The following is a 23,374-nucleotide window of genomic DNA, read 5'->3' on the forward strand; positions in this document are numbered from 1 at the left end:
AAACATATAAAACAATGCGACTTTTCCTTTTCCATAGCGTGCTAGCCATGGTGGCGGTGTACTTGTACTTCCGGCACGTGGAGACGGTGGTGCCGTACAGTGCCATCAGTGCTTCCACTTTTTTCGCTGCTCTGTTCTTTCTGCTCTGGCTCACGTCTTTCTTTTACAGCCGTACCTATTTCCGGAAGCTGCCCAAATTTTTCTCCTTCCTGCTGTTCTTCTTTAAGGAGCTGCTGGTTGCCAACCTGAAAATCGCCTACGACATCATTACGCCGCATTACTACATGCGCCCCTCCGTGATAGCGCTTCCCCTAAAGGCAAGGTCTGACCTGGAGATAACGATCCTGGCCAACATTATCTCGCTCACGCCCGGTACGTTAAGTATAGATGTAAGCAAGGATCGTAAGATGTTGTATGTGCATGCTTTATATGTGAAGCACAACGATTTGGAAAAGCTGAAGCTGCATATTAAAAACGGATTTGAACGAAGACTTTTAGAACTGACCGCATGAGTGCATTCCAGATTACTCTCTTCATTGCTATGGTCGTGCTAAGCGTGTGCCTGATGCTGACAGCCGTCCGCTTTGCTATTGGGCCCAGCCTGCCCGACCGCATCACGGCCTTCGACCTGATTGTGGCCAACGTCATCGGTATCATAGCCATCTACACGGAGTTCACCGGAAACGAGGACTTTATTGATGTCGCCATCATCCTGTCCTTGTTCGGGTTCTTGGGCTCCATCTCTTTCTCTTACTACATTATGAGGATTACCAAATGAGCGTTATGGAAGCAAGTATAGACTGGAACATGGTGCGCGAGGTGGTGAGTTGCGTGCTGATCTTAGCGGGGGTAGGATTTATGCTCACCTCCACCATCGGCCTTCTCCGGTTCCCGGACTTTTACATCCGGATGTCAGCCATTACCAAAGGGGCCACGCTTGGCGTAGGGCTTATTTTACTGGGGATGGGGATTTACTTTAATCAGCCCGGCATCCTGCTGAAAGTGCTGGCGGTGATTGTGTTCACGTTTATGACGGCCCCTGTTGCCGCCCACGTGATTGGCCGCACGGCTGTGCAGAACAGGATTCCGTTTTGGAACAAGACCAACACCAAAGAGTTTGAGCAGTACCTGGAGAAGGAACACCTGGAGCAGCTAGTGAGCCACGACAGGTACAAAGATGATACGCCGAAGGTTAGGAAGTATGGTGATGCTGATGGTAGTGAATAAAAGGCCTGACAGACTCGGCGTAGGTTTGGTGGGCATCCACAGAGGTCAGGATATGGTCGGGGTACATCAGGGCCGTTAGGCTCCCTCCAAACACGCATCCCGTATCGATGTTAATGGTGTTGTTGCGCCAGCGCGGCTCATGTACGGGAGTATGCCCATACACCACAATGGCCTTGCCGCAGTATTCTGCGGCCCAGTCGAGGCGCACCGGAAGCCCCTTGTCGTCCGTCTCTCCCGTAGTGGGGCCATAGAGGCAGAGTTCGCGTACGCCTTTGGAGTTGCGGCCGTGCAGGCGCTCCTCCAGGCCGGCGTGCGCCACCACCAGCCTTCCCTCGTCCAGGATAACGTGGTGCGGCAGTGTGCTGATAAAGTCCCTCACGCGCTCCTGGAAAGCCCTGTCGTAGCGTTCCAGCTGTGCTTTGGTTAACTCCAGCCCGTGCCTGATCTGTACGTTCCGCCCGTTCAGCATGCGGAACAGCTTATCGTCGTGGTTGCCGCTGACGCAGTAGGCCACCCCTTGGTCCACCATATCCATCACCAGCCGCAGCACCTCCGGGGAGTTGGGGCCACGGTCTACCAGGTCTCCCACAAACACGGCCTTGCACCCTGCCGGCGGCACTACCTCGTACTGCTGCTTGCTAGCCTCCCAGCTAACACCGTACCCGAGTTGCTGCAGCAGCTCCATCAGCTCGTCAAAGCAGCCGTGCACGTCTCCAATTACATGGAAAGGCCCGTGCTCCTCCGGCAGCTCCAGGTTAAAAAAAATATGCTCGCCCTTCTTACTCATACATCGTGGCAATTACGTGAAATACAGCCTATCTCTGCTGTTTCGGCTTAAACCTCTATATAAACAGTAAACACTGCCGCTAGGTTAGGGTAAGGCCGGTGTTTTTTTAGTTAAACTGAGTGAAATGAGAACAACTTTCTGTTGGGGTTGGTGCTCGTTCTTCCTAATTTTGTAATTGATAGTACAACATTTTTCAGGCTTACATCTGAAATGCCCCATTATAAAAAAACTAAAATACCCCTCCTGTGGTTACGCCGCCATACCTCTGACCGTGAGTTTATGCTCATCTCAAGTGTGCTGGTTGGCCTGACAGCCGGAATGGCCGCTGTGATTCTTAAAACGCTGGTACACTACATCCATGTGCTGCTGGCTTACGGTAACCGGCTTCTCGACCAGCCTTACTGGCTGGTGGTTTTCCCGATAATCGGTATCCTGCTGACGGTTTTTGTGGTGCGGGTCGCTTTTAACGGCAGCATTGGCCGAGGCACCGCGGGCGTGCTTTTCAGCATTTCGCAGAAGTCCAGCATGGTGGAGCGGCATAAGATGTACTCGCACGTGGTGACCAGTGCCTTTACCGCCGGCTTCGGTGGCTCGGCAGGTCTGGAGTCGCCGATTGTGGTAACGGGTTCGGCCATCGGCTCCAACTATGGCCGAGACTATCACCTCAACTACCGCGACCGCACCTTGCTTCTGGCAGCCGGGGCGGCGGCGGGTATCGCCGCGGTCTTTAACGCCCCCATTGCCGGTGTGCTCTTCGCCATCGAGGTGCTCCTGACGGACATCAGCATATCCGCCTTTATCCCGCTCATTATTTCAGCGGTGGTGGGCGCACTCTGCTCTAAACTCATCCTGCAGGAAGAAATCTTGTTTAACATTGGGCAGCGCGAGTTCTTCGCTGCCAGTCACCTGCCTTTCTATGTGCTTCTGGGTGTGCTTTGCGGCATGATGTCGGTGTATTATACGCGGATGGCCCTGCGGGTGGAGGAGCTTTTTGAAGAATATCAGTCCAAAGTATACAGCCGTGCCATAGTGGGCGGCATTCTGCTCGGGTTGCTGATTATGCTATTCCCGCCGCTTTTCGGGGAGGGCTATGACAGTATACGCCTGCTGGAGGGCAACAATGCACAGGAAATGCTGCAGAACAGCTGGCTGGCCTTTTTCGGCACCAATGAATGGCTTGTTCTCTGTTTTGTGGGAGCGCTGGCGCTGGTAAAGGTTTTTGCCGCCACCATTACCATTGCCTCCGGCGGTAACGGCGGTAACTTCGCCCCTTCTATGTTTGTGGGGGCCAGTACCGGCTTTTTCTTCTCCCGGCTGGTAAACCTGCTCAGCTTTAACAACCTGCCTGTTAGTAGTTTTGCGATGGTGGGCATGGCCGGAATCCTGAGCGGCGTTATGCACGCTCCCTTAACGGCGGTCTTCCTGATCGCCGAGATCACGGGCGGCTATACCTTGATGATTCCGCTGATGATTGTGGCAGCCACCTCCTATGCGATGGTGAAGTATTTTGAGCCCTACTCCCTTGATACGAAAAAACTGGCGCAAAAGGGCCAGCTGCTCACCCACAATAAGGACCGCACCATTCTGCGCATCATGAAAATTCAGCACCTCATCGAGACAGAGTTTCAGCCGGTTTCCCCGGAGGCGACGCTGGGTGAGCTGGTGGAGGTGATTGCCCATTCCCGCCGCAACCTGTTTCCGGTGGTAACGGCAGACCGTAAGCTCGACGGCATTATTCTGCTGGAGAACGTGCGCGAGATTATGTTCAAGACGGAGAAATACGACCTGGTGAAGGTGCGGGAGCTGATGGTGAAGCCGCCTGCCATTGTGCAGTATGACGATAGCATGGCCGACGTAATGAAGAAGTTCGATGAGTCGGGAGCATGGAACCTGCCGGTGTTGCGCAACGAAACCTACCAGGGCTTTGTGTCCAAGTCCAGCATTTTTACCAAGTACCGCAAGCTCCTTATTAAAACCACCAACGTGGCCTAGCCAAGTGGCTGTCCGCTACGGATGCATGCAGCGGGTGCCGCTCCCGCTCACGTAGTTGGCCTGAACCACAGTGCCCCGTGCTCAATCTGCAGCGGAGAAGGGATGTTGTTGTGGTATAGCTGCCCGGTGCCGAGGCCCTGCGGCATCGCCACGTTGTACTGCGCGGTGAACTGGCTGATGGCGTTCAGGCCTATGTTTGACTCCAGTGCCGATGTTACCCACCAGCCGATGCTTCGGTTCTCTGCCAGTTGTATCCACTCCGCGCTGGCGGCCATCCCTCCCACTAGAGTCGGCTTTAAGATGATGTACTGAGGCTTGATGGTGTCCAGCAAGGCTGCTTTTGCCGTAGAGCCCTGTACCCCGATCAGCTCTTCATCCAACGCAACAGGCACCGGCGTATAGGCGCAGAGCTGCGCCATTTCCTCATGCTGCCCCTGCCGGATGGGCTGCTCAATGGAGTGCAGGTCATACTTTGCCAACCGCTCCAGTTTTTTAAACGCCTCCTGCGGCGTAAAAGCACCGTTGGCATCCACACGGACCGTCAGGCTGTTGCCGGGCGCTACTTCTCTGATGCTTTGCAGGAGCTCCAGCTCCGTTGTGAAGTCCAGGCTGCCGATTTTGAGCTTCAGGCAAGTATAACCCGCCTTCAGTTTTTGCTCTATCTGCTCCTGCATAAACTTCTTGTCTCCCATCCAGATCAGGCCATTGATAGGAATGCCTTCCTCGCTGCGGCTAAAGCCGTTGTTGTGCAACTGCCAGCCTCCGCCCTGCTGCAGGTTTAGCAGGGCAGTTTCGAGGGCAAAATACAACGCCGGCCAGTCCTGTAGCTCCAGCTCCTGCAGATAGCCGGAGGCGCTGTGCTGTGCCATTTTACCGGAATTCACCAGCTGCACGACCTGCTGCAGCTTCTCTTCCAGGTCCGGGCGGTAGTCTACGCTGAGGCCTGCCAGTGGGGCACACTCCCCCAGCCCGAACACATCCGGACTGTCTGTGTCCCAGGCCCTGAGATAGTAGGCAACGTGTTCTGAAATGGCGCCGCGCGAGGTGCGGGCATCAAACTTAAACTGTAAGGCGTGGCGGGTAAAGCTTAGGTTCAGGCTCATCTTTCTTGTACTGTTTTGCGGGGCAAGTTAAACCATTCGTGCCATTTCTGACGTAGATGATGAACGAAGTATAGCTTTTTGCCGGTATAAAAGCCAGCCGCCAGGGCACCTGCTTCACTTAAAATCCTGTGGTAGGCACTTGTTTTTCAGGTACGATCACCGGAAAAGTATAACCCAACGCCTGTTTAACTGTTCCTCTTCTGAATGCCTGCTGTACAACCACACAACCGAAAACATAGCTTATGAGCACCCTCACTACCCCCCGCACGCACCAAACGTTGACGCGCTACCAGGATATACGGCGGCGAACGGAGACTATCTGCGCCCCGCTGGAACCCGAGGACACCGTGGTGCAGCCCATCGTGGATGTGAGCCCTCCGAAATGGCACATGGCCCATACCAGCTGGTTTTTCGAAACCTTTATACTTAGCCCCCACCTGCCGGGCTACCAGGCGTTTCACCCGCGCTACAGTTTCCTGTTCAACTCGTACTACAACAGTGTGGGCAGCCGGGTGCAGCGGGATCAGCGCAGTACGCTCACCAGGCCTCCGCTACGCGATATTTATACTTACCGCCAGCACGTAGACGCGCACATGGAACAGCTTTTCCAGCAGTTGCCGGAGCAGGAGCTGACAGAGCTACTGCCGGTGCTGGAACTGGGGCTGCAGCACGAACAGCAACACCAGGAGCTGCTCATCACGGACATCAAGTACATCCTGAGCACAAACCCTTTGCTGCCCGCCTTCAAGCCCAGGCCAGCGCCCAAGCAAGCGACGGAGAAAACAGCGGCGCGTTTCCTGGAGGTGCCGGGGGGCACGTATAAAATCGGCTTTACCGGTGAGGGCTTCTGCTTCGACAATGAGTTGGGGGTGCATGAGGTACTGGTGGAGGATTTTGAGATCATGAACCGACTCGTTACCAACGGCGAGTACCTGGAGTTTATGCAGGACGGCGGTTACAGCGATTTCCGGCATTGGCTAGACGAGGGCTTTGCCCTGGTAAAGAATGACCACCTGGAGGCGCCGCTGTACTGGGTGAAGCAGGATAACACATGGCACCGCTTTACCATGCACGGGCTGGAAGAGGTGGATATGAACGAGCCAGTCTGCCACCTCAGCTTTTACGAAGCCGATGCCTACGCTAACTGGGCCGGTAAACGCCTCCTGACGGAGTTTGAGTGGGAAGCGGCGGCGCAGGTGTACCCTCCCCAGAGCGGTAACTTTGTGGAAAGCGAACTGTTGGAGCCAACCGCTGCGGACCCGGCCGCAACGGGCATGCAGCAGCTTTACGGCAACCTCTGGGAGTGGACCTACAGCGCCTACCATCCTTACCCGGGATTTACCAAGGCCCCTGGTGCCATTGGGGAGTACAACGGCAAGTTTATGCTTAACCAGATGGTGCTGCGCGGCGGCTCCTGTGCCACACCGGAAAGCCACATCCGCACCACCTACCGCAACTTTTTTCACCCTGACAAACGCTGGCAGTACAACGGCATCAGGTTGGCTAACAAATAACGACAGAACCTATATGCCTTTAACCTTAGCACCCATGATAGAATTAAGCCGCAAACAAGACGGCTCCCAGGATACCGCAGCCTTTGCGCGCGATGTGGCCGATGGACTGAGTCAGCAGCAGAAGACGCTTCCCTCCCGCTACTTTTATGACGGCGCCGGAAGCAGGCTCTTTCAGCAGATCATGGACCTGCCCGAATACTACCTTACCCGCAGCGAGTTTGAAGTGCTCACAAACAACAGGCAGACCATGGCAGAGCACTTTGCCCGGGAGGGATTTTTCCACCTGATTGATTTGGGGGCCGGAGACGCCCTAAAGACAAAGATATTGCTGCGGGAGCTGGCCCGCCAGCAGTCTGTGTTCGACTATGTGCCGGTGGATATTTCCGGGGATGCCATGCTGGAGCTGAGCAGCAGCCTGCAGGAGGAGCTGCCGGAGGTGAAAGTCGAGGCCGTGGTTGGCGAGTACTTCCAGGCGCTGGAGTGGCTACAGGAGCATAAGGCAGAGCGGAAGGTCGTGCTGTTCCTGGGCTCCAACATCGGCAATTTCGAGTACCAGGAAAGCCTGGAGTTCCTGGGGAGCGTCCGCAGCTATTTGCAGGCCGGCGACCGCCTGCTGATGGGGGTCGATTTACGCAAGAACCCGGACGTAATACTGAACGCCTACGACGATGCCGCCGGGGTAACGGCTGCCTTTAACCTCAATCTCCTGCACCGTATTAACCGCGAGCTTGGCGGTGATTTTAAGGTGGAGCAGTTCTGCCACCACGCCATTTATAATCCTCTGGAAGGCGTTATGCGCAGCTTTCTGGTGAGCAAAGTGGAGCAGCAGGTACAGATCCGAGAAACAGGCAAGACATTTTCCTTTGAAGCCTGGGAGGCGATTCACACGGAGAACTCACACAAGTACACCCTCCGGCAGGTAGAAGAGCTTGGCAGCGCCTGCGGCTTTAAGGTGGAGACCGTGTTCTACGACAGCCAGCGCGGCTTCGCGGACGTGCTCTTTACGGTTAGCTAAGGCCTTCGCACCGGTTCCGGTAAGTATAAAGGTTGATTTTTATACTTACCGGAGCCGGCGGCACAACGCTGCAGTTGCTGCAGCTGGCGAAAATAGCTATCTTGCCTCCTCTACATAACCAGGACATCACCATGGAAGTTATCTCACTTGCTGCCGGAACAAGCTATTTTAAAAGCCCTGAAGCGGCTACCGCTGCTGCCCAAGCCGCGCTGCAACAAGGGAAAACACAATACGGGCCTACAGAGGGAACACCGGAACTGCGACAGGCCATTTGCCAAAAGTATAAAGCGGATGGTATTGCCGTTCGGCCTGAGCAGGTGCTGGTTACGCCCGGGGCGAAGCAGGCCCTGTACAACCTTTTCTCTGTGCTACTGCGGCAGGGGGATGAAGTGGTGGTGCCCACTCCTGCCTGGTTTGGTTTCCATGAACTGATGAAGTATAGCCGCGGCGTACTGGTGCCCCTGCCAACACAGCTCCGGGACGGGTATAAACTGACACCGGACATGCTGCGCAGTTCCCTTACCGAGCGCTCCCGCGTGCTGCTCCTGACGAACCCCGGCAACCCAACGGGCCGCCTTTACAGTAAGCAAGAGCTGGAGGCCCTGTTAGAGGTCGTAAACGAATATCCCAACCTATACCTGATTTCCGATGAAATATATGACCTTGTTGCTTACGGCGAGCCTTTTGTTTCTATCCTTTCCTGCCAGGGGGCAAAAGCGGCAAGAACAGTCGTTGTAAACGGGTTTTCAAAGAACTTTGCCATGTCGGGCTGGCGGCTCGGGTTTATACTTGGCCCAGAGGACCTGATCCGGAAGTGCGTCGATTTCCAGGGGGCAACCCTGTCTGGGGTAAGCGTTTTTCTGCAGGACGCCGCCCAGGCAACGCTGGAGGCGCGCCAGGAGGCGCTACCGCAGATGCAGGAGGTGCTGGCCCACAACCGCGGCATCATGCAAAAAGGGCTGGATGCGATTCCGCATGTGCCTTACTACCTGCCCGACGGAGCCTACTACTTCTTTCCTGACCTGAGCCACTACCTGAACCACACCAGCATCACTGGCGAGACGATCAGCACTACCCCGGACTTGTGCCGCTACCTGCGTGGCTGCTATAACCTGGAGCTTTCGCCCGGAGATTACTTTGGCGCTCCGGGGCATGTGCGCATGTCCTTTGCCATAGAAACGCACCGCCTGCAGGAAGCCATGCATCGCCTCCGCCAGGGGCTCATGCTGCTCACTGCCGAGGGGTAGGCAATGCCATAGCCGGATATTTCTCTGCGGTTGTCGTTTATTTCTTCTATTTTTGCGGCCATTTAGCCTACGTTTTGCCGCATGATTTCCACTGAATACAAAGAACACTTCTCCAAAAACTTTACCCTTGCCTATCCGGTGGTGCTGAGCCAGCTGGGGCACATCCTGGTGAGCGTCTTTGACAGTTTGATGGTGGGGCAGACCGGTACGCTGCCGTTAGCCGCCGCCTCCCTGGGGAACAGCATTTTTACCATCACCCTGGTTTTCGGGCTTGGCGTCTCCTACAGCATCACACCGCTGATTGCCGCGGCCGACGGTCGCCACAACTACACCCGTATCTCCCTGCTGTTGCTCAATGGCCTGGTTTCTAACGTGCTACTGGGTATTTTGCTCTTTATCGTGGGGTATTTCCTGTCGCCGTACATAACCGTGCTCGACCAGCCAGCCAATGTGGTGGAACTGGCCGTGCCGTACATCAACGTGCTGTTCCTGTCCATGGTGCCGCTGATGGTGTTCCAGGCGTTCCGGCAGTTTGCCGAAGGGCTCTCGCTTACCAAGCAGGCCATGTACATTTCCATTGTAGCCAATGCCCTTAACATAGTTCTAAACTACATTCTGATATTCGGTAAGCTGGGCTTTGAGCCGATGGGGCTGCTTGGTGCCGGCTGGGCCACGCTTATCTCAAGGGTGGTGATGGCGCTGGCAATGGCGGCCTGGGTGCTGTACGCCAAGCGCTTTGCGGTGTTCAGACGTTTTCTGCGCCTGCGGCACCTCTCCTTCATCCACATGTACCGCATTTACAAGCTCGGCCTTCCTATTTCCGGGCAGATGATCTTTGAAATGGGAGCTTTCAGCTTCTCTGCCATTATGATTGGGTGGCTTGGAGCCAGGGAGCTGGCAGCTCACCAAATAGCCATCAACATTGCCTCTGTAACCTATATGATGGCCAGTGGCATTGCCGCGGCGGCCACCATCCGGGTAGGTAACCAGAAAGGGCTCGGCAATTTCGATGCTATGCGCATGGCCGGTTTCTCCAACATTGCTATGGGCGTTGTGTTTATGATCGGGAGCGGCCTGCTGATGGTGCTGTTTAAAAACTATATCCCGATGCTCTACATTGATGACCCCGCTGTAATCCAGCTGGCTTCCGGCCTGCTGGTTATCGCTGCGCTGTTCCAGATTTCGGATGGTATCCAGGTGGTGGGGCTGGGCGCACTCAGGGGCCTGGAGGATGTACGAATTCCCAGCCTGATCTCGTTAGTAGCTTACTGGGTGATTGGGTTGCCGGTAGGCTACTTCCTGTGCTTTAAAGCTGGCTTCGGGGTAGATGGTATCTGGATGGGGCTGCTCGTGGGGCTTTCAGTGGCTGCTGTTTTACTGACGCTGCGGTTTAAAATGTTGAGTAATCGCTTGATAATCAGGTAGGGTATATCCCGGCACTCAGGTAAAGTACAAATTCATGGCACTTTTCACCGGGGCGCGCTGTTGCTGCAGTGGAAACAGATTTACACTTTTAGCCGAAGTTCTGTATGTTTACGTTTACCCTTCTCCTGTCACTATGGGCAAGGATTCTATTGCCAGTGCTGCTCCCGGCAGCACCTGTGCCTCCCGTTAACGCTGCTACGCCTACAGACGCGCTAGTAGTAGAAAAGTTTAATAACGAGCAACTTACATGGTCTGCCCACCGGCGTTTGACTTGGGAAGACTTTAAAGGCCAGCCAGACGAGGAAAACAAACACCACGCCCTCACCGCTGCAAACCTGGCGGTAAACGCCAAGTGTAAAGACAACCAGTATACGTATATCGTCAACTGCGTTTTTTTGCCTGAGCAGTCCTGGACGAAGAACAAGCATTCTGAAAAACTCTTGATCCACGAGCAGCTGCACTTCGACCTGACGGAAGTACACGCACGCCAGTTGCGCCGTGATCTGCAGCAGTTGGACTGCAAGCGTATCAAAACAGATTTAAATGCGGTCGTGGCCAACGCTTTTAAAAACTGGAAAGCCGAGCAGGATCATTTTGACCAAGCCAGCCGCCATGGCGTAGATAAGCAGGAGCAGCAGGTATGGGCTGCTGGCATAGCCAAGCGGCTACAGCAGCTGGAGTCTTACCAGTAGCAGTGCTTGTACGTGTTTTGTGTGTCTGCCGAAGACGCGTGGCTGGCTTAGCTAGCTGGTCCCAGGTCGTGCTTGGTAGGTCCCGTTATTACTTTGCCGAACGGGTCGAACCGTGATCCGTGGCATGGGCAATCCCAGGAGCTTTCCACACTGTTCCAGCTCACGACGCAGCCCATGTGCGGGCAAACGGCTGAGCACTGGTACCTAACGCCGTCCTGGTCACAGTACACCGCCACCTTGGAGTTCCCTTTCCGCATGATACGGCCCGTGCCGGGCATTACCTGCATCGGGTCTTCCACTTCACCCGGTGTCACGTGGTCTTTCATTTGTGCAGCCACGTTCAGGTTTTCCTTTATGTAAGTGCCTGCGGATTTAAGGTTAACGCGGTTTGGGTCATACAGCTTTGCCCAGGGGTTCGGCCGCTCCATAATGAGGTCTGTGAGAAGCATACCGGCAATGGTGCCGTGCGTCATGCCGTGGCCGGAGTCGCCGGTGGCGATGTAGACATTATCGTTATCCCCGGGGTTGCGGCCAATGTAGGCAAGGCTGTCGGTTGGCTCGAACACCTGCCCCGACCAGTTGTACAGCAGCCCCTGTGCCATCGGGAACTTGAGGCGTGTCCAGCGCTCCAGGTTCTGGAAGCATTCGATCGGGTGGCCGTGCTGCCCGGTTTTGTGGTCTTCGCCTCCAACAATCAACAAGTCGAACTCCTCTTCTGCCGTGGTGTTCTTCTGTAGGCGGACGTAGTGGTATGGATCGTCTAGGTCCCAGTACAAGGCGTCCGGCACCGAATCCTTGGGGATCTGTACACCTATGGCATAGGTGCGGTAAGGTGCCTGCTTGGTATGGATGGCAAAGCGGTCGTTTACTGGAGTGTTAGTGGCCACTACCAAGTGGTTGGCGGTGACGGCATAGCCCTCTGTGGTAACTGCGGTCGCCAAGGTTCCCAGCTGGAAGTCGGAAACATGGGAATGCGTGTAGATTTGCCCGCCGTTGTCCAGTACAGCCTTTGCCAAGCCTGCCAGGTACTTCATGGCGTGCATGCGCCCCTGGTTCGGGTAGTGCAGGCACGGCAACGCGGACAGCATATCCAGTGGGCTCTCTTTGCGCAACACCACATCGTCCCACCCTATCTGCTGCAGGGCCTCCAACTCTTTCAGCAGCTCTTCCTCCTGGCTGCGGTTGTTGGCAAATTGGTAACCGTCCACGCGTGCAAAGTCACAGTCTATGTTTTCATCCGTCGCGATCTGCTCTATCTTGTCGATGGCTGCTGCATGGCTCTGGCAGGCGAGGCGCGCGCCGTTGGTGCCGAACAGTTTAATCAGCCTGTAGTACATATCATCCAGCGCGTTAGAGAGGTGGGCGGTGGTGCGGCTTGTCTCGCCGCCGCCTATCTCCTTGGAGTCCAGCACCACAACCCGCTTTCCTTCCTTTGAGAGCAGGTAAGCGGTGGTTAGGCCTGCGATACCGGCGCCCACCACACATACGTCACAGGTCAGGTTTTCGCGCAGGTGCTGCGTGTTTGGCAGCTTTAGGTGGTTCATCCAAACAGACAGCGTGGCTCCGGATTCTTTTTTCATAGTGTCTTATTTTGTACCAACGGTAGTTTTGCGGGCCCGGACATGGTTGCGAGCGCCAGTTGCATAGGATTACGGAGCGGAAAGGCATATGTTGCTATAGGGCACCTGCAGGGCCGCTAGAGCAGGTTTTGGGCGCCTGCTGGCGTTGTTGGCACGTGGGGGTTTGTGCGCTATAGAAAGATATTCCTATCTTCAGGCTCACAAGTATACTTACGTTATGCACGCACCATCAGAAACTATGGATCAGATTACATGGCAGCACTTTGAGCAGACGGATATCCGTGTCGGCACCATAATAGCGGCCGATGCATTTCCGGAGGCACGCCGCCCGGCTTATAAGCTACAGGTAGACCTGGGGCCGCTTGGCGTCAGGAAAACAAGCGCCCAAATTACAAAGCACTACACGCCGGAGGAACTGGTTGGCAGGCAAGTGCTGTGTGTAACCAACCTGGGGAAGAAGCAGATCGGGAATTTTATGTCAGAAATACTTGTCACCGGCTTCGCTGACGAAAACGGTGATATCATACTGGCCCAGCCAGCCGGGAAAGTACCGAACGGGAGCAAGTTGATATAAACACTCCACTTTAAAGGCGCCTGGTCTACTGTAGTTGCGGCTCCGTGGGCTCTGGTACATCAGGCGCCTTGCCTTCTTTCAGCTGCACCTTCGTTTCGCGCATGCTCAGCGTGTCCACCACCGTTTCGTAGAGCTGGTTCATCTCGTCCAGGTGCTCCAGATAATAGTCGTAGGTTGTTTTAAACGCCTCTTGCGAAACGCCGTGCCTTTCCAGGATCTCCCCCTGCTTCTTGTTAAAGACCATCAGCGCCGTGTCCGGGTAAATGACATTTGACTCAATGAGCGCCTCGGTGGTATGAATGTCGGCCAGGATGCGCACCATCTGTTCCTCTGGTATCAGATTATCAGGCCTTTGTTCGTTATGGCTCTTGCAGCCAAGCAGGCTGAGGCAAAAAAGTATGCAGAAAAAGTTTTTCACGAGTGAAAATTACGAGATTATACTTTAATTTTAAAATCGGACCTGAGGGCACCTCCTGATGAAAGAGCTTGTAAAGAAGCTAAGAAAATACGAGATACGCATACGAAAGGCAATCACGACCCAGATGCAGGGTGATTTCCACTCCGTGTTTAAAGGCACCGGGCTGGAGTTTGACGACGTGCGCGCGTATCAGTATGGCGATGACGTGCGCTCTATTGACTGGAACGTGTCGGCCAAGGGGCACGGCACCTTCATCAAAACCTACCGGGAAGAAAAAGAGCAGTCTGTCTTTCTGATGCTGGACGTGAGCGCTTCGCAGCGCATTGGCACCGGGGAGCGGCAAAAGCTGGACATTGGCAAAGAGATCTGCGGTGTGCTGGCCCTTTCGGCGGCGCGGCAGCAGAGCCAGATCGGCATGATCTGTATCTCCGACCGTAAAGAGAAGTACCTGAAGCCCGCCAAAGGCATCCAGCAGGCTTACGCCATTATAAAGGCACTGAATGAACTGGAGCCCAAATCGCTGAAAACGGATTTGGCGGCGGGTATAAAACTGACGCTGGATATCATCAAGCGGCGCAGCATCATCCTTCTTCTCTCCGACTTTATTGATGTGGCCTACGAAAAGGAGCTCGGCATGCTGGCCAAGCGCCACGACCTGATTGTGCTGCACCTGCAGGACCTGCGCGAGCAGGACCTGCCAGCAATGGGCATCGTGCCCGTGCTGGACAAGGAAAGCGGCCGTACCGTTTGGCTCAACACATCTGGAGAGGAGTTTCGCAAGCGTTACCTGCTGCAGTACCGGCAGAACCAGGAGCAGCTGGTGCGTATCTGCCAGAAGTACCAGGCCAACTACCTCGCGATCGAAACCAACGCGGACTACGTGCCGCAACTGGTTAACCTGTTCAGGCTCCGTAATAAGTCGACCAAAAAAAGTGCGTAAATCAATTCTACTTTTCCTGTTTTGCCTGCTACGGCTGGCGGCACAGGCCCAGCAAGTACAGCAGCCAGAGGGGCGCTTCGGCAGCGATACCATAAAGCTGGGTGAGCTGGTGCAGTATACCTTGGTGCACCGGCACCCGGCGGCGCAGGAGGTGGTAATGCCCGCTGCGAACTACAACTTCTCCCCTTTTGAGCTGGTGCGCAAGGATTTTTACCCGACCAGTACCAAAGGCGGCATAAGCACGGACAGTGCGGTGTACACGCTGAGGACCTTTGAGACGCACCCTACGCAGCAACTGGCACTGCCGGTGTACGTGCTGGGCGGGCAGGACACGCTGGAGGTTTTCTCGCCTGCCCATGTGGTGCACCTGCAGCAGCTGGTGCAAAACGTGCAGGAGCCGCTACAGGTAAAGGCAGACACTACGCTGGTGGCAGTGGAGGAGCGGTTTAACTGGCCGGTGATGTTGCTGTGGGTGGTGGCCAGCGTGACCTTTCTGGTGCTTGTCTGGCTGATATTCGGCCAGTCGATCCGTAGAAGGTATAAACTCTACCGCCTCCGCAAAGACCACATTTACTTTGCCTCACGTTTTAACTCGCACAAAGATCGCTTTGAGAAGTCCGGGGCGGCGGCAAGTATAGAAAAGGCTGTTTCGCTGTGGAAGAACTACCTCACCAAGATGGAGCGCAGCGCTGTCAACTCCTTTACCACCAAGGAGATTGTGGAGTTCTATGACAACGATGAGGAGGTGAACACCGCCCTGCGTATCTGCGACAAGGCCATCTACGGTAACCTGCAGAGTGAGTCGGAGGGGGAGACAAACCTAGCCCTAGGCATGCTGCGCCGCTTTGCAAAAGACCGCTACCGCACCCACCGTGAACTAATCAACAATGCTAGAAATAAATAACGAGCTTTGGGATTGGCTAAGCCTGGAGTGGTTTAGCTACAGCACGCTGCGGGCCTTCGACTGGACGTACCCCCTGGTGCTCTATGCCCTTCCTGCCGTGCCGCTGCTCTTTCTGCTAAAGTCTGTTCTGCGCCGCAACTCCCGCGTAAAGCTGGACATGGCGCTCTTTGCAGGCAGAACCCGCTGGCAGTGGAGCAGCTTGCTGCGGTTTGTGCCGCGTGTGGTGTACATGCTCTTTGTGATGCTGGTGCTGGTTGCGCTGGCCCGGCCACAAAGGGTAAACGAGCAGGTTGAGCTCTCCTCGGCAGGTATAGACATTGTGCTGGTGCTGGATGTGTCGGGCTCCATGGAGCTGCAGGACTTTAAGCCCAACCGCCTTGAGGCCGCCAAGGACGTCGCCCTTAACTTTCTGGATGGCCGGGTGCAGGACCGGATCGGGATGGTTGTATTTGCCGGTGACGCTTACTCCCTTGCCCCGCTTACCACCGACTATGCTCTTCTGCGCGAAAGCATCAACTCCATTGGGTTTAAAATGATCCCCAACGACGGCACGGCCATTGGCAGTGCGCTGGCGGTAGCCATTAACCGTATGCGCGACTCCGAAGCGAAAAGCAAGGTAATCATACTTATCAGTGACGGGGAAAACACGGCAGGCAACCTGGACCCGGAGCTTGCGGCGCAACTGGCCTATGCCTACGATATAAAACTTTATACCATCGGTATTGGTAAGGATGGGATGGTGCCGTACCTGGATGAGGACGGGAAAACCATATTCGTGGAGACGCAGATGGATGAGTCCAGCCTGCGGCAGATCGCCCGTATTGGTGCGGGCAAATTCTTCCGTGCCGACTCCAAGGACGCCCTGCAGCAGGTGTTCCGGAACATCAACAAAATGGAAAAAACAGAGGTGCTGGAAAAGCGTTTCCGCGATACCCAGGATTATTACCAGGTATACCTCAAGTGGGCCCTGCTGCTGCTGATTATCTGGATGCTGCTGAAGAACACCTTTCTGAGTAATGTGCTGGAAGACTGATCACAGCATGAGTACTGTAAAACAAAACCTTTAGCTGGATCTGATATCATAAATACACCGAGACTTAACCAGAACTGACGATAAACTATGAGCATTAAAGACAATATCCTATACTTTGACGAGCAGCTCCGCCCTACCCCTTGCCGCCTGGTGGCTGTGTCTAAAACACACCCGGTAACAGCCATCAAAGAGGCTTATGATGCCGGCCACCGGTTGTTTGGCGAGAATAAGGTGCAGGAGCTGATCGATAAATATGCGCTGTTGCCACACGATATTGCCTGGCACCTGATCGGGCACCTGCAAACAAACAAGGTAAAGTACATTGCCGAGTTTATAGATATGATCCAGTCGGTAGACAGCCTCAAGCTGCTAAAGGAGATCAATAAGCGGGCGGAGATGTTCGGCCGCACCCTCCCGATTAACTGCATGCTGCAGATAGCCATCGCGGATGAGGAAACAAAGTATGGCATGAGCTGCGACGAAGCGGAGGCGCTGCTACAGTCAGAAGAGTACAGGGGTATGAAGTACATCCGCATTACAGGTGTGATGGGCATAGCCACAAACACTGAAGACGAGCAGAAGCTGCGCGGGGAGTTCCGTACGTTACGGGCCTGCTTCACCCGCCTGAAGGAAACCTTCTTCTTTGCCAACGGTGACTTTAAGGAAATATCCATGGGCATGAGCGCTGACTGGGAACTGGCACTGGAAGAAGGCAGCACCATGATACGGGTAGGCAGCGGCATCTTCGGAGCAAGAGACTACAGTAAATAAGCGCGGCCTTTCTGCGCTTGTAGATGTTAGGTAACAAAGGAGCATGTCGTTTCTGTGACCGTACATAAGGTATGCGCTGTAAACTATTCATTTCCATGGCAGCCCTTTTAGTAACAGCTGCCTGCACCTCAGAAAAGATGGAACAAGCCTCTCCTGTAGCTTCCGCTAGTTTCCCGGCCTTTGACCTGGAGGGGCACCGCGGGGCGCGGGGCCTGCTGCCGGAGAACACGCTTCCCGCTATGGAGAAGGCGCTGGCGCTGGGGGTAACCACCCTGGAAATGGATGTGCACGTTAGCCGCGACGGAGAAGTGCTCCTCTCCCACGACCCGTACTTTAACCCTGCGCATGAGCTGTTGCCTGCGGGCGCAGAAATACCTGTGCACGAAGCGGATAAACACATCCTCTACCAGATGCCTTACAGCGAGATCCGCAAATTCGATGTTGGGTCTAAACGCTATAGCCGCTTTCCGGAGCAAACGCTGGTGAAGGCCTATAAGCCTTTGCTGTCGGAGGTAGCGGATACGGTGCAGGCCTACAGGGAGAAGCACGGTTTGCCACCTGTGTTCTACAACATTGAGACAAAATCCTCCCCTGCGGGAGACGGCAAGTACCACCCGGCGCCGGAGGAGTTTGTAGACAGGCTGATGGCAGTGATTGATAAAAAAGGGATTCGCCCTTACGTTATTATTCAGTCGTTCGACCCGCGTACCCTGCAGGTGGTGCACCGGAAATACCCGGATGTGATGACGGCCCTGCTGGTGGAGAACATGGATGGCTTAGAGAAGAACCTGGAGCGCCTGGGCTTCACCCCCACCGTCTACAGCCCCTACTACCAACTCATTACGCCAGCGCTCGTAGAGGCTACGCACAGGCGCAGCATGAAGCTTATCCCCTGGACGGTGAACGACCTGGAGCAGATGAAGCAGCTGAAGCAAATGGGTGTGGACGGCCTTATCTCGGACTATCCCAACCTCTACAACCAGCTATAAGGGGTTTACGCCAGAGCAGCCATAACGCAAGTATGCGCAGAATTACGTACTTTGCCACGAAATTATGTATCATATTTAAAAGCACGAGAACATGACAGAGCATGCGGTAGACATCGAGAAGCAATACAAGACATTCATTCAGCGTGTGGTAGACACGGAAAGAGTGTGGGGCCTGACCAAAGAAGACACCTGGGCTACCTCCAGCTCGTCTGAGTTTGAGGATACGGAGGTGATTCTGTTCTGGTCTGAGGAAGCAGGTGCAAAGGCATGTGCCGCTGATGAGTGGGCGGAGTATACCCCCGAGTCTATTTCGCTGGTGGAGTTCCTGGAGAACTGGTGCGTGGGCATGTATGGCGATGAGCTGCTGGTGGGCGCCAACTGGGACGCAAACCTGATAGGCAAAGAGGCCGAGCCTTTGGTAGTAGCCCTGGATGTGGTGACGCAGCTGAAGGCGGAAGGCAAGACACTGGAGTTTGAGCAGTACGACAGCCAGCAGGAGTTCGAAGACCAGGTAATAGAGGCGCTGGAAGCAGAGTAAGAAGGCAAACTTTATCGCTTGCTGTTGTACCTTTGTGCAGCTAAGTATAAACTCTACCTAACTCGATTACCGTGACGCAAAAAATTATACTTCTGATTGCCAGTGCCCTGGGAGCACTTACCGTAGCCATAGGCGCCTTTGGTGCGCATGCCCTTTCTGCCACCTTGCAGGCCTCAGGCCGGGTGGATACGTTTGAAACCGCCGTTAAGTACCAGATGTACCATACTCTGGCGCTTCTTGCGGTGGGCCTGCTGTTGTTTAAAGTAGAGCAACCGGCGCTGCAAACAGCTGCCTGGTGCTTTTTTCTGGGGATTCTGATTTTCTCCGGATCACTTTACACCCTGTGTGCCACAGGCATCACGTGGCTGGGAGCCATTACCCCCATTGGCGGGACCCTGTTTATCATAGGATGGGGCGCCTTGTTTTACGCGGTGCTCAAGGCTTTTTAGCAATCAGAGAACCAGCACTGAAGGCAAAGTACGGGCAACTGTACTTTGCCTTTTTTATTTACCGTGTGCCGTGTAAAGATGCCCGACAGGTACAACCCGCAGGGGGAAAACAAAAAGACCATCCCGTAAAGGATGGTCTTTCTTATGCTGTAAAGCAGCGAGAGCTTACTTTTGCGTAGCGCTGGCTGTCGTCTTTGATTTAATGTCGGTTACGATGTAAACGTACTTCGCGCCGTCCGCTGCGTTAGAGTGAACAGTGATCGCTTTCTTCTGCTTACCAAGCTTTCCGGCGCTGTTAAACTTAGCGGTAACAAAACCAGTTTTGCCCGGCATCACCGGCTCCTTAGACCAGGCTGGCGTAGTGCAGCCGCACGATACGTCAACACGCTCAATTACCAGTGGCTGTGTTCCTGTGTTCTTAAAGTTGAAGGTGTGCTCTACCACATCCCCCTGCGTAATGTCGCCAAAGTTAAACTCTGTCTCCTCGAAAGCCAGAACAGGTCCGTTCTTAGCTTGCTCCTGAGGGGCGGTGGCCTTTGGTTTTTCCTGAGCAACGGCACCACCGGCTACAAGAGCGGCAAATGCAAAAGATAGAAATACTTTTTTCATCTTATAAAGGGTTAGGTTAATTCGATAGGGTATATACTTGTTTTACATCAAAAACGATGCAAAATAAGATTTCTTTTGTCAGTCAACTAATAATATGTCGTTAAAGTTCAGCAGGTACAGCTCCTCCGACGAGCGGGTGAGGGCGGTGTAAAGCCAGCGGGCAAACTCTTCGTTCACCATGTCTTCCTTCAGAAAGCCCTGATCCACAAACACCGCCTGCCACTGGCCCCCCTGCGCCTTGTGGCAGGTAAGCGCGTAGGCGAACTTCACCTGCAAGGCGTTCAGGTACGGGTTTTTCTTTAGCTCTTTGTAACGTTCGCGCTTGTTTGTGATATCCATGTAATCCTGCAGCACCTCTTCATAGAGCTTTTTGTTCTGATCGGAGGGCAGTGCCGGCGCATCGGTATACAGCGTGTCGAGCATGATCTTTACCTCCTCCTCGGCAGCATCCGGGTAATCCACGAAGCGGATGCGCACATCAGCAAAGCGGAAGCCGTACATCTCCTCATCACGGATAATTTTAGTTACCTCCACAAAGTCACCGTTGGCCATAAACCCGATATCAGACTCCTTGGGCAGCCAGAAGTAGTTGTTGCGCACGATCATCAGGTAGTCACCCACCCCAATCTCATCCTCGGCAAAGAAAATGTGCCGGCGGATGTGCTGGTTGTACATGTTGGCCATCTTGTTGGACCGGCAGATAACGATGGTGTTCTCAATCCCGAACTTATCGTAGGCATAGCGCAGCCCGTCCTCCAGCTTTTCGCCGGTCATGCGGTAAATATCGCGCCAGCCCTTGGTAAAGAGCTTGATCTCCAGTTTCTCCTGCTGCATGCGGTCCCGGAGCTGCGTGGCGTTCATCAGGATGCCCGATGCCTCGGCCTGCCGCATGACCTGGCGCAACTCAATGCCCTGCACGTTACAGCGGAAGTTCTGCTTCATGTATTCGGCATCCAGCGAGGGGCTTAGCGCCTGCCCTACTGGTGGCAACTGGGCCGTATCGCCAATCAGCAGCAGCTTGTTTCCCTTTTTATCGAACACATACTGCAGAAGGTCCTGCAGCAGCCCGTTTTCCCCGAAGCCGCTGTCGTCCGAGATCATCGAGGCCTCGTCTATGATATAAACGGTATTGTCTGCTTTGTTGGGCTGGCGTGTAAACGAAAGGCCCTCCGAAAAGGGATTGGCCGTCTGGCGGTAAATCTTTTTATGAATGGTGTGGGCCGGCTTGCCGCTGTAGCTGGCCATTACCTTGGCGGCGCGGCCTGTCGGCGCCAGCAGCACATACTTATAGCCGAACTTATTCAGGATCTTTACCAGCGAGGTAACCACGGTGGTCTTTCCCGTACCGGCGTAACCCTTCAGCAGGAACACCTGCCGCTCATCGGTTTTGTTAAGTATAAACTCATCCAGCTTGGCAAATAGCTTCGCCTGGTCCTCCGTCGGCTCAAAGGGGAAACTTGTTTTTAAGGCTTCTACTGGGCGCATGGTGGTAAGTATGGGGTAAAAATAATAAACGGGTTTTTAGGCTCTGTCTCAGGATACAGGTTCTGCGAGCTTCCGGGCAACATCCTCCGGCGTGATGGTGGCCATGCTGGTACTGGCTTTAGCGATAAGCAGCGGCGCTGCCGTCCCCTTTACAGCGTAGATCTCTGCTTCGCAGAAATTTAGCTTGCGGCCCTGCTTCACCACATAGCCTTTGGCAAGCAGCTTGTCTCCCAGGCCCGGGTGGAAGTAAGAAACCTTGATCTCAGCCGTCACCACGTTGTGGTCCCTGGGCACCAGGCTAACGGCAGCAAAGCCTGCCACTACATCGGCCAGGGTGGCAATTACGCCTCCGTGGGTAAAACCTTTGTGCTGGCGGTGCTTTTCTTCCAGCACGAGTTCGCCTTCTATCCTGCCAACTTCTATCTTTGTTACGTTAAAGCCCAGGAGCCTCATGAATTCCTGTCGCTCCAGCTTTACGCGTATGTCTGCTTCGTAATCGGGGTTATACGTTTTAATCATTCTGTAAATTTACGACGAAAAACACCGTTCGCCAACCATGTCTGACTTAAACCCGAACGCCGCCCCTTTTGCCGAAAAACTTCGGGTAAGGGTATGCGGCATCTGCGTTCAGAATAACAAATTACTTGTCGTGCGCCACGGCAAAACCGTGGATAACAAGGCCTTCTGGGTGCCTCCGGGAGGAGGTGTGCAATATGACGAAAGTATGCAGGACTGCCTGAAACGGGAGTTTCTGGAAGAAACCGGGCTACAGGTGCAGGTTAGCCGCTTTCTTTTTGTGAACGAGTTTCTGCACCCGCCGCTGCACGCGGTAGAGCTGTTCTTTGAGGTACAGCTCCAGGACGGCCGCCTGGCAACCGGGGCAGACCCGGAGCTGGCGGAGGGGGCGCAGCTGATTGAGCAGGTGCAGTGGCTGACCATGAAAGAGATACAGGCCATTCCCACACCGGACAAGCACCGCGTGCTGCAGCACCTCATCGCGCTGGACGACCTCCTGGGCCTGCCGCATTATTTCATACCTTAAGCCTTGCCTCGCGGCCTTTTGCCATAATTTTTTTATACTTGCAGATGAGCGGATACACCCGCAAAGGCTTTTACAGGACGACCAGACACATTGAACACCATCAACACACATTTCAGGCTCTCCCACCACATACAGGATGAGGCTTTTGCCTTGTCGCAGGCGGCTCAGTGCAATTTGTACCTCTCGCTCAGCCAGAAGGCCATACGCATTGCCGTGGCAGACACAGGGCGCAACAAGTTTGTGGTGCTGGAGGATTATGAGCTGATCACGGTGTTCTCGCCGATGCAGGTGGCCGAGCAACTGCGCCTGATTGCACAGGAGAACCCGCTGCTGCAGGAGCAGCACTGGAACCTGGTGCGGGTGGCTGTGAGCAACCAGCACTTCACGCTTGTGCCCGAAACGCTGTATGACCCTGCCCACCAGCACGATTACCTGCGCCTGCACTCAGACCTGAACCCGCTACAGGATGTGGTGCTCTCCTACCGCCACAGCAGCCTGGAGGCCGTCAACATCTTTTCGCTTGACGCAAGCACGTACCAGACGCTGCAGGGCCTGTTTCCGCAGGCGCCAATGCAGCTCGTGCACCTGACCAGCGCCTTGATCCGGAGCATCCTGCACCAGACCCCGCGTACAAATCTGCGCAGCATGTACGCCTTTGTGGAGCGGAACTACGTAACCCTGTTGGTGGTGGGCCCGGCCGGGCTGGAATTCTGCAATATTTTCCACTACCTGAGCCCGGAGGACTTTATCTACTACATCATTTTTGTGATGCAGGAGCAAAAGATGAACCCGGAGCAGGAAACAATCACGCTTTGGGGGGATATCACACACGATTCCTCGCTGTTCAACGTATTGCAGAAGTATATCCGGCACATAAAGCTAGGCAAAAAACCGGCCGACGTGGACTACAGCTATAAGTTTCACGACATCTTTGAGCACCGGTACTTTGAGCTCTACAGCCTCCATTTGTGCGAGTAGGCTTGATTCTGAATTTTGAGTAACTGAATAATTAAAAAGAGCTTGGCTCAGGCAGGAATTTC

Annotated in this window: 26 protein-coding genes; 19 read left to right on the forward strand and 7 right to left on the reverse strand. The window is 54.5% G+C overall.

Translation table 11 applies throughout. The annotated features are described in order from the left end of the window. Positions 1-14: 14 nt before the first annotated feature. The 3 genes from CA264_RS06345 to mnhG are packed head-to-tail and all read left to right on the forward strand — an operon-like array spanning position 15 to position 1,227. Complete coding sequence (locus tag CA264_RS06345) at positions 15-512, forward strand: Na+/H+ antiporter subunit E (protein ID WP_025605581.1); 498 nt, start codon at positions 15-17, stop codon at positions 510-512. Further along, positions 509-778 carry an MrpF/PhaF family protein gene (locus CA264_RS06350; RefSeq protein ID WP_025605583.1) on the forward strand — a complete coding sequence of 90 codons (270 nt, stop codon included), beginning with the start codon at positions 509-511 and terminating at the stop codon, positions 776-778. Before CA264_RS06345 ends, CA264_RS06350 begins: the two co-directional genes overlap by 4 nt. Next, positions 775-1,227, forward strand: coding sequence for a monovalent cation/H(+) antiporter subunit G (gene mnhG, locus CA264_RS06355; RefSeq protein ID WP_237151185.1), 453 nt, complete (start codon positions 775-777; stop codon positions 1,225-1,227). Before CA264_RS06350 ends, mnhG begins: the two co-directional genes overlap by 4 nt. On the opposite strand, the gene CA264_RS06360 is transcribed toward mnhG, so the two are convergent. Continuing rightward, a complete protein-coding gene (locus tag CA264_RS06360; protein ID WP_025605585.1) occupies positions 1,193-2,014 on the reverse strand; it encodes a metallophosphoesterase in 822 nt (273 codons plus the stop codon). The two genes, mnhG and CA264_RS06360, sit on opposite strands and share 35 nt — an antisense overlap. 279 nt (positions 2,015-2,293) lie before the next feature. Between CA264_RS06360 and CA264_RS06365 the strand changes: the two genes are divergently transcribed. Then, the gene (locus tag CA264_RS06365) at positions 2,294-4,006 is read left to right on the forward strand and encodes a chloride channel protein (RefSeq protein ID WP_051364336.1); all 1,713 of its coding nucleotides are present in this window, start codon (positions 2,294-2,296) and stop codon (positions 4,004-4,006) included. A 47-nt stretch (positions 4,007-4,053) separates the two neighbouring features. Here CA264_RS06365 and CA264_RS06370 read toward each other — a convergent pair whose 3' ends face one another. Next, positions 4,054-5,109: an o-succinylbenzoate synthase gene (locus CA264_RS06370; RefSeq protein WP_025605589.1), complete on the reverse strand. Its 1,056-nt coding sequence runs from the start codon at positions 5,107-5,109 to the stop codon at positions 4,054-4,056. A 242-nt stretch (positions 5,110-5,351) separates the two neighbouring features. On the opposite strand from CA264_RS06370, the gene egtB reads away from it, so the two are divergent. The 5 genes from egtB (at position 5,352) to CA264_RS06395 (ending at position 11,002) form a co-directional block, all read left to right on the forward strand. Then, on the forward strand, positions 5,352-6,623 hold the full coding sequence (gene egtB / locus CA264_RS06375) for an ergothioneine biosynthesis protein EgtB (protein WP_025605591.1): 1,272 nt from the start codon (positions 5,352-5,354) through the stop codon (positions 6,621-6,623). 34 nt (positions 6,624-6,657) lie between these two features. After that, positions 6,658-7,638, forward strand: coding sequence for an L-histidine N(alpha)-methyltransferase (gene egtD / locus CA264_RS06380; protein ID WP_025605593.1), 981 nt, complete (start codon positions 6,658-6,660; stop codon positions 7,636-7,638). Positions 7,639-7,769: 131 nt separating this feature from the next. After that, positions 7,770-8,885 carry an aminotransferase class I/II-fold pyridoxal phosphate-dependent enzyme gene (locus CA264_RS06385; protein ID WP_211332065.1) on the forward strand — a complete coding sequence of 372 codons (1,116 nt, stop codon included), beginning with the start codon at positions 7,770-7,772 and terminating at the stop codon, positions 8,883-8,885. Between the two features lie 81 nt (positions 8,886-8,966). Continuing rightward, positions 8,967-10,310, forward strand: coding sequence for an MATE family efflux transporter (locus CA264_RS06390; RefSeq protein WP_025605597.1), 1,344 nt, complete (start codon positions 8,967-8,969; stop codon positions 10,308-10,310). Between the two features lie 266 nt (positions 10,311-10,576). Next, a complete protein-coding gene (locus CA264_RS06395; protein ID WP_237151186.1) occupies positions 10,577-11,002 on the forward strand; it encodes a DUF922 domain-containing protein in 426 nt (141 codons plus the stop codon). 47 nt (positions 11,003-11,049) lie between these two features. Here CA264_RS06395 and CA264_RS06400 read toward each other — a convergent pair whose 3' ends face one another. Next, the gene (locus CA264_RS06400) at positions 11,050-12,582 is read right to left on the reverse strand and encodes an FAD-dependent oxidoreductase (protein ID WP_025605600.1); all 1,533 of its coding nucleotides are present in this window, start codon (positions 12,580-12,582) and stop codon (positions 11,050-11,052) included. Between the two features lie 238 nt (positions 12,583-12,820). Here CA264_RS06400 and CA264_RS06405 point away from each other — a divergent pair, with 238 nt between their 5' ends. Beyond that, positions 12,821-13,156 (forward strand): tRNA-binding protein, encoded by a 336-nt coding sequence (locus CA264_RS06405; protein WP_025605602.1) that lies wholly within the window; start codon positions 12,821-12,823, stop codon positions 13,154-13,156. 25 nt (positions 13,157-13,181) lie between these two features. On the opposite strand, the gene CA264_RS06410 is transcribed toward CA264_RS06405, so the two are convergent. After that, positions 13,182-13,574 carry a DUF4296 domain-containing protein gene (locus tag CA264_RS06410; RefSeq protein WP_025605604.1) on the reverse strand — a complete coding sequence of 131 codons (393 nt, stop codon included), beginning with the start codon at positions 13,572-13,574 and terminating at the stop codon, positions 13,182-13,184. A gap of 58 nt (positions 13,575-13,632) precedes the next feature. Here CA264_RS06410 and CA264_RS06415 point away from each other — a divergent pair, with 58 nt between their 5' ends. From CA264_RS06415 to CA264_RS06445, 7 genes are all read left to right on the forward strand, one after another. Further along, positions 13,633-14,514, forward strand: a complete 882-nt coding sequence (locus CA264_RS06415) for a DUF58 domain-containing protein (RefSeq protein WP_025605606.1) — start codon at positions 13,633-13,635, stop codon at positions 14,512-14,514. Continuing rightward, positions 14,507-15,418: a hypothetical protein gene (locus CA264_RS06420; protein WP_025605607.1), complete on the forward strand. Its 912-nt coding sequence runs from the start codon at positions 14,507-14,509 to the stop codon at positions 15,416-15,418. The genes CA264_RS06415 and CA264_RS06420 overlap by 8 nt, the downstream gene beginning before the upstream one ends. After that, positions 15,402-16,451 carry a vWA domain-containing protein gene (locus CA264_RS06425; RefSeq protein WP_025605609.1) on the forward strand — a complete coding sequence of 350 codons (1,050 nt, stop codon included), beginning with the start codon at positions 15,402-15,404 and terminating at the stop codon, positions 16,449-16,451. The genes CA264_RS06420 and CA264_RS06425 overlap by 17 nt, the downstream gene beginning before the upstream one ends. Before the next feature lie 87 nt (positions 16,452-16,538). Beyond that, complete coding sequence (locus tag CA264_RS06430) at positions 16,539-17,222, forward strand: YggS family pyridoxal phosphate-dependent enzyme (protein ID WP_025605611.1); 684 nt, start codon at positions 16,539-16,541, stop codon at positions 17,220-17,222. Between the two features lie 95 nt (positions 17,223-17,317). Continuing rightward, a complete protein-coding gene (locus tag CA264_RS06435; RefSeq protein ID WP_237151187.1) occupies positions 17,318-18,211 on the forward strand; it encodes a glycerophosphodiester phosphodiesterase in 894 nt (297 codons plus the stop codon). Between the two features lie 91 nt (positions 18,212-18,302). Then, a complete protein-coding gene (locus tag CA264_RS06440; RefSeq protein WP_025605614.1) occupies positions 18,303-18,749 on the forward strand; it encodes a DUF2750 domain-containing protein in 447 nt (148 codons plus the stop codon). Positions 18,750-18,820: 71 nt separating this feature from the next. Beyond that, positions 18,821-19,198, forward strand: coding sequence for a DUF423 domain-containing protein (locus CA264_RS06445; RefSeq protein WP_025605616.1), 378 nt, complete (start codon positions 18,821-18,823; stop codon positions 19,196-19,198). A gap of 165 nt (positions 19,199-19,363) precedes the next feature. Here the strand turns inward: CA264_RS06445 and CA264_RS06450 are convergent, their stop codons facing one another. From CA264_RS06450 to CA264_RS06460, 3 genes are all read right to left on the reverse strand, one after another. After that, positions 19,364-19,807, reverse strand: a complete 444-nt coding sequence (locus CA264_RS06450; protein ID WP_025605618.1) for a DUF1573 domain-containing protein — start codon at positions 19,805-19,807, stop codon at positions 19,364-19,366. Between the two features lie 78 nt (positions 19,808-19,885). Next, the gene (locus CA264_RS06455; RefSeq protein ID WP_036775572.1) at positions 19,886-21,292 is read right to left on the reverse strand and encodes an ATP-dependent DNA helicase; all 1,407 of its coding nucleotides are present in this window, start codon (positions 21,290-21,292) and stop codon (positions 19,886-19,888) included. A 48-nt stretch (positions 21,293-21,340) separates the two neighbouring features. Next, positions 21,341-21,811 (reverse strand): PaaI family thioesterase, encoded by a 471-nt coding sequence (locus CA264_RS06460; RefSeq protein ID WP_025605622.1) that lies wholly within the window; start codon positions 21,809-21,811, stop codon positions 21,341-21,343. Between the two features lie 37 nt (positions 21,812-21,848). On the opposite strand from CA264_RS06460, the gene CA264_RS06465 reads away from it, so the two are divergent. Both CA264_RS06465 and CA264_RS06470 read left to right on the forward strand, forming a co-directional pair. Further along, positions 21,849-22,334, forward strand: a complete 486-nt coding sequence (locus tag CA264_RS06465; protein ID WP_025605624.1) for an NUDIX domain-containing protein — start codon at positions 21,849-21,851, stop codon at positions 22,332-22,334. A gap of 90 nt (positions 22,335-22,424) precedes the next feature. Further along, a complete protein-coding gene (locus tag CA264_RS06470) occupies positions 22,425-23,312 on the forward strand; it encodes a DUF3822 family protein (RefSeq protein WP_025605626.1) in 888 nt (295 codons plus the stop codon). Positions 23,313-23,374: the final 62 nt, after the last annotated feature.

The organism is Pontibacter actiniarum, from assembly GCF_003585765.1.
In the GTDB taxonomy this organism is placed as follows: domain Bacteria; phylum Bacteroidota; class Bacteroidia; order Cytophagales; family Hymenobacteraceae; genus Pontibacter; species Pontibacter actiniarum.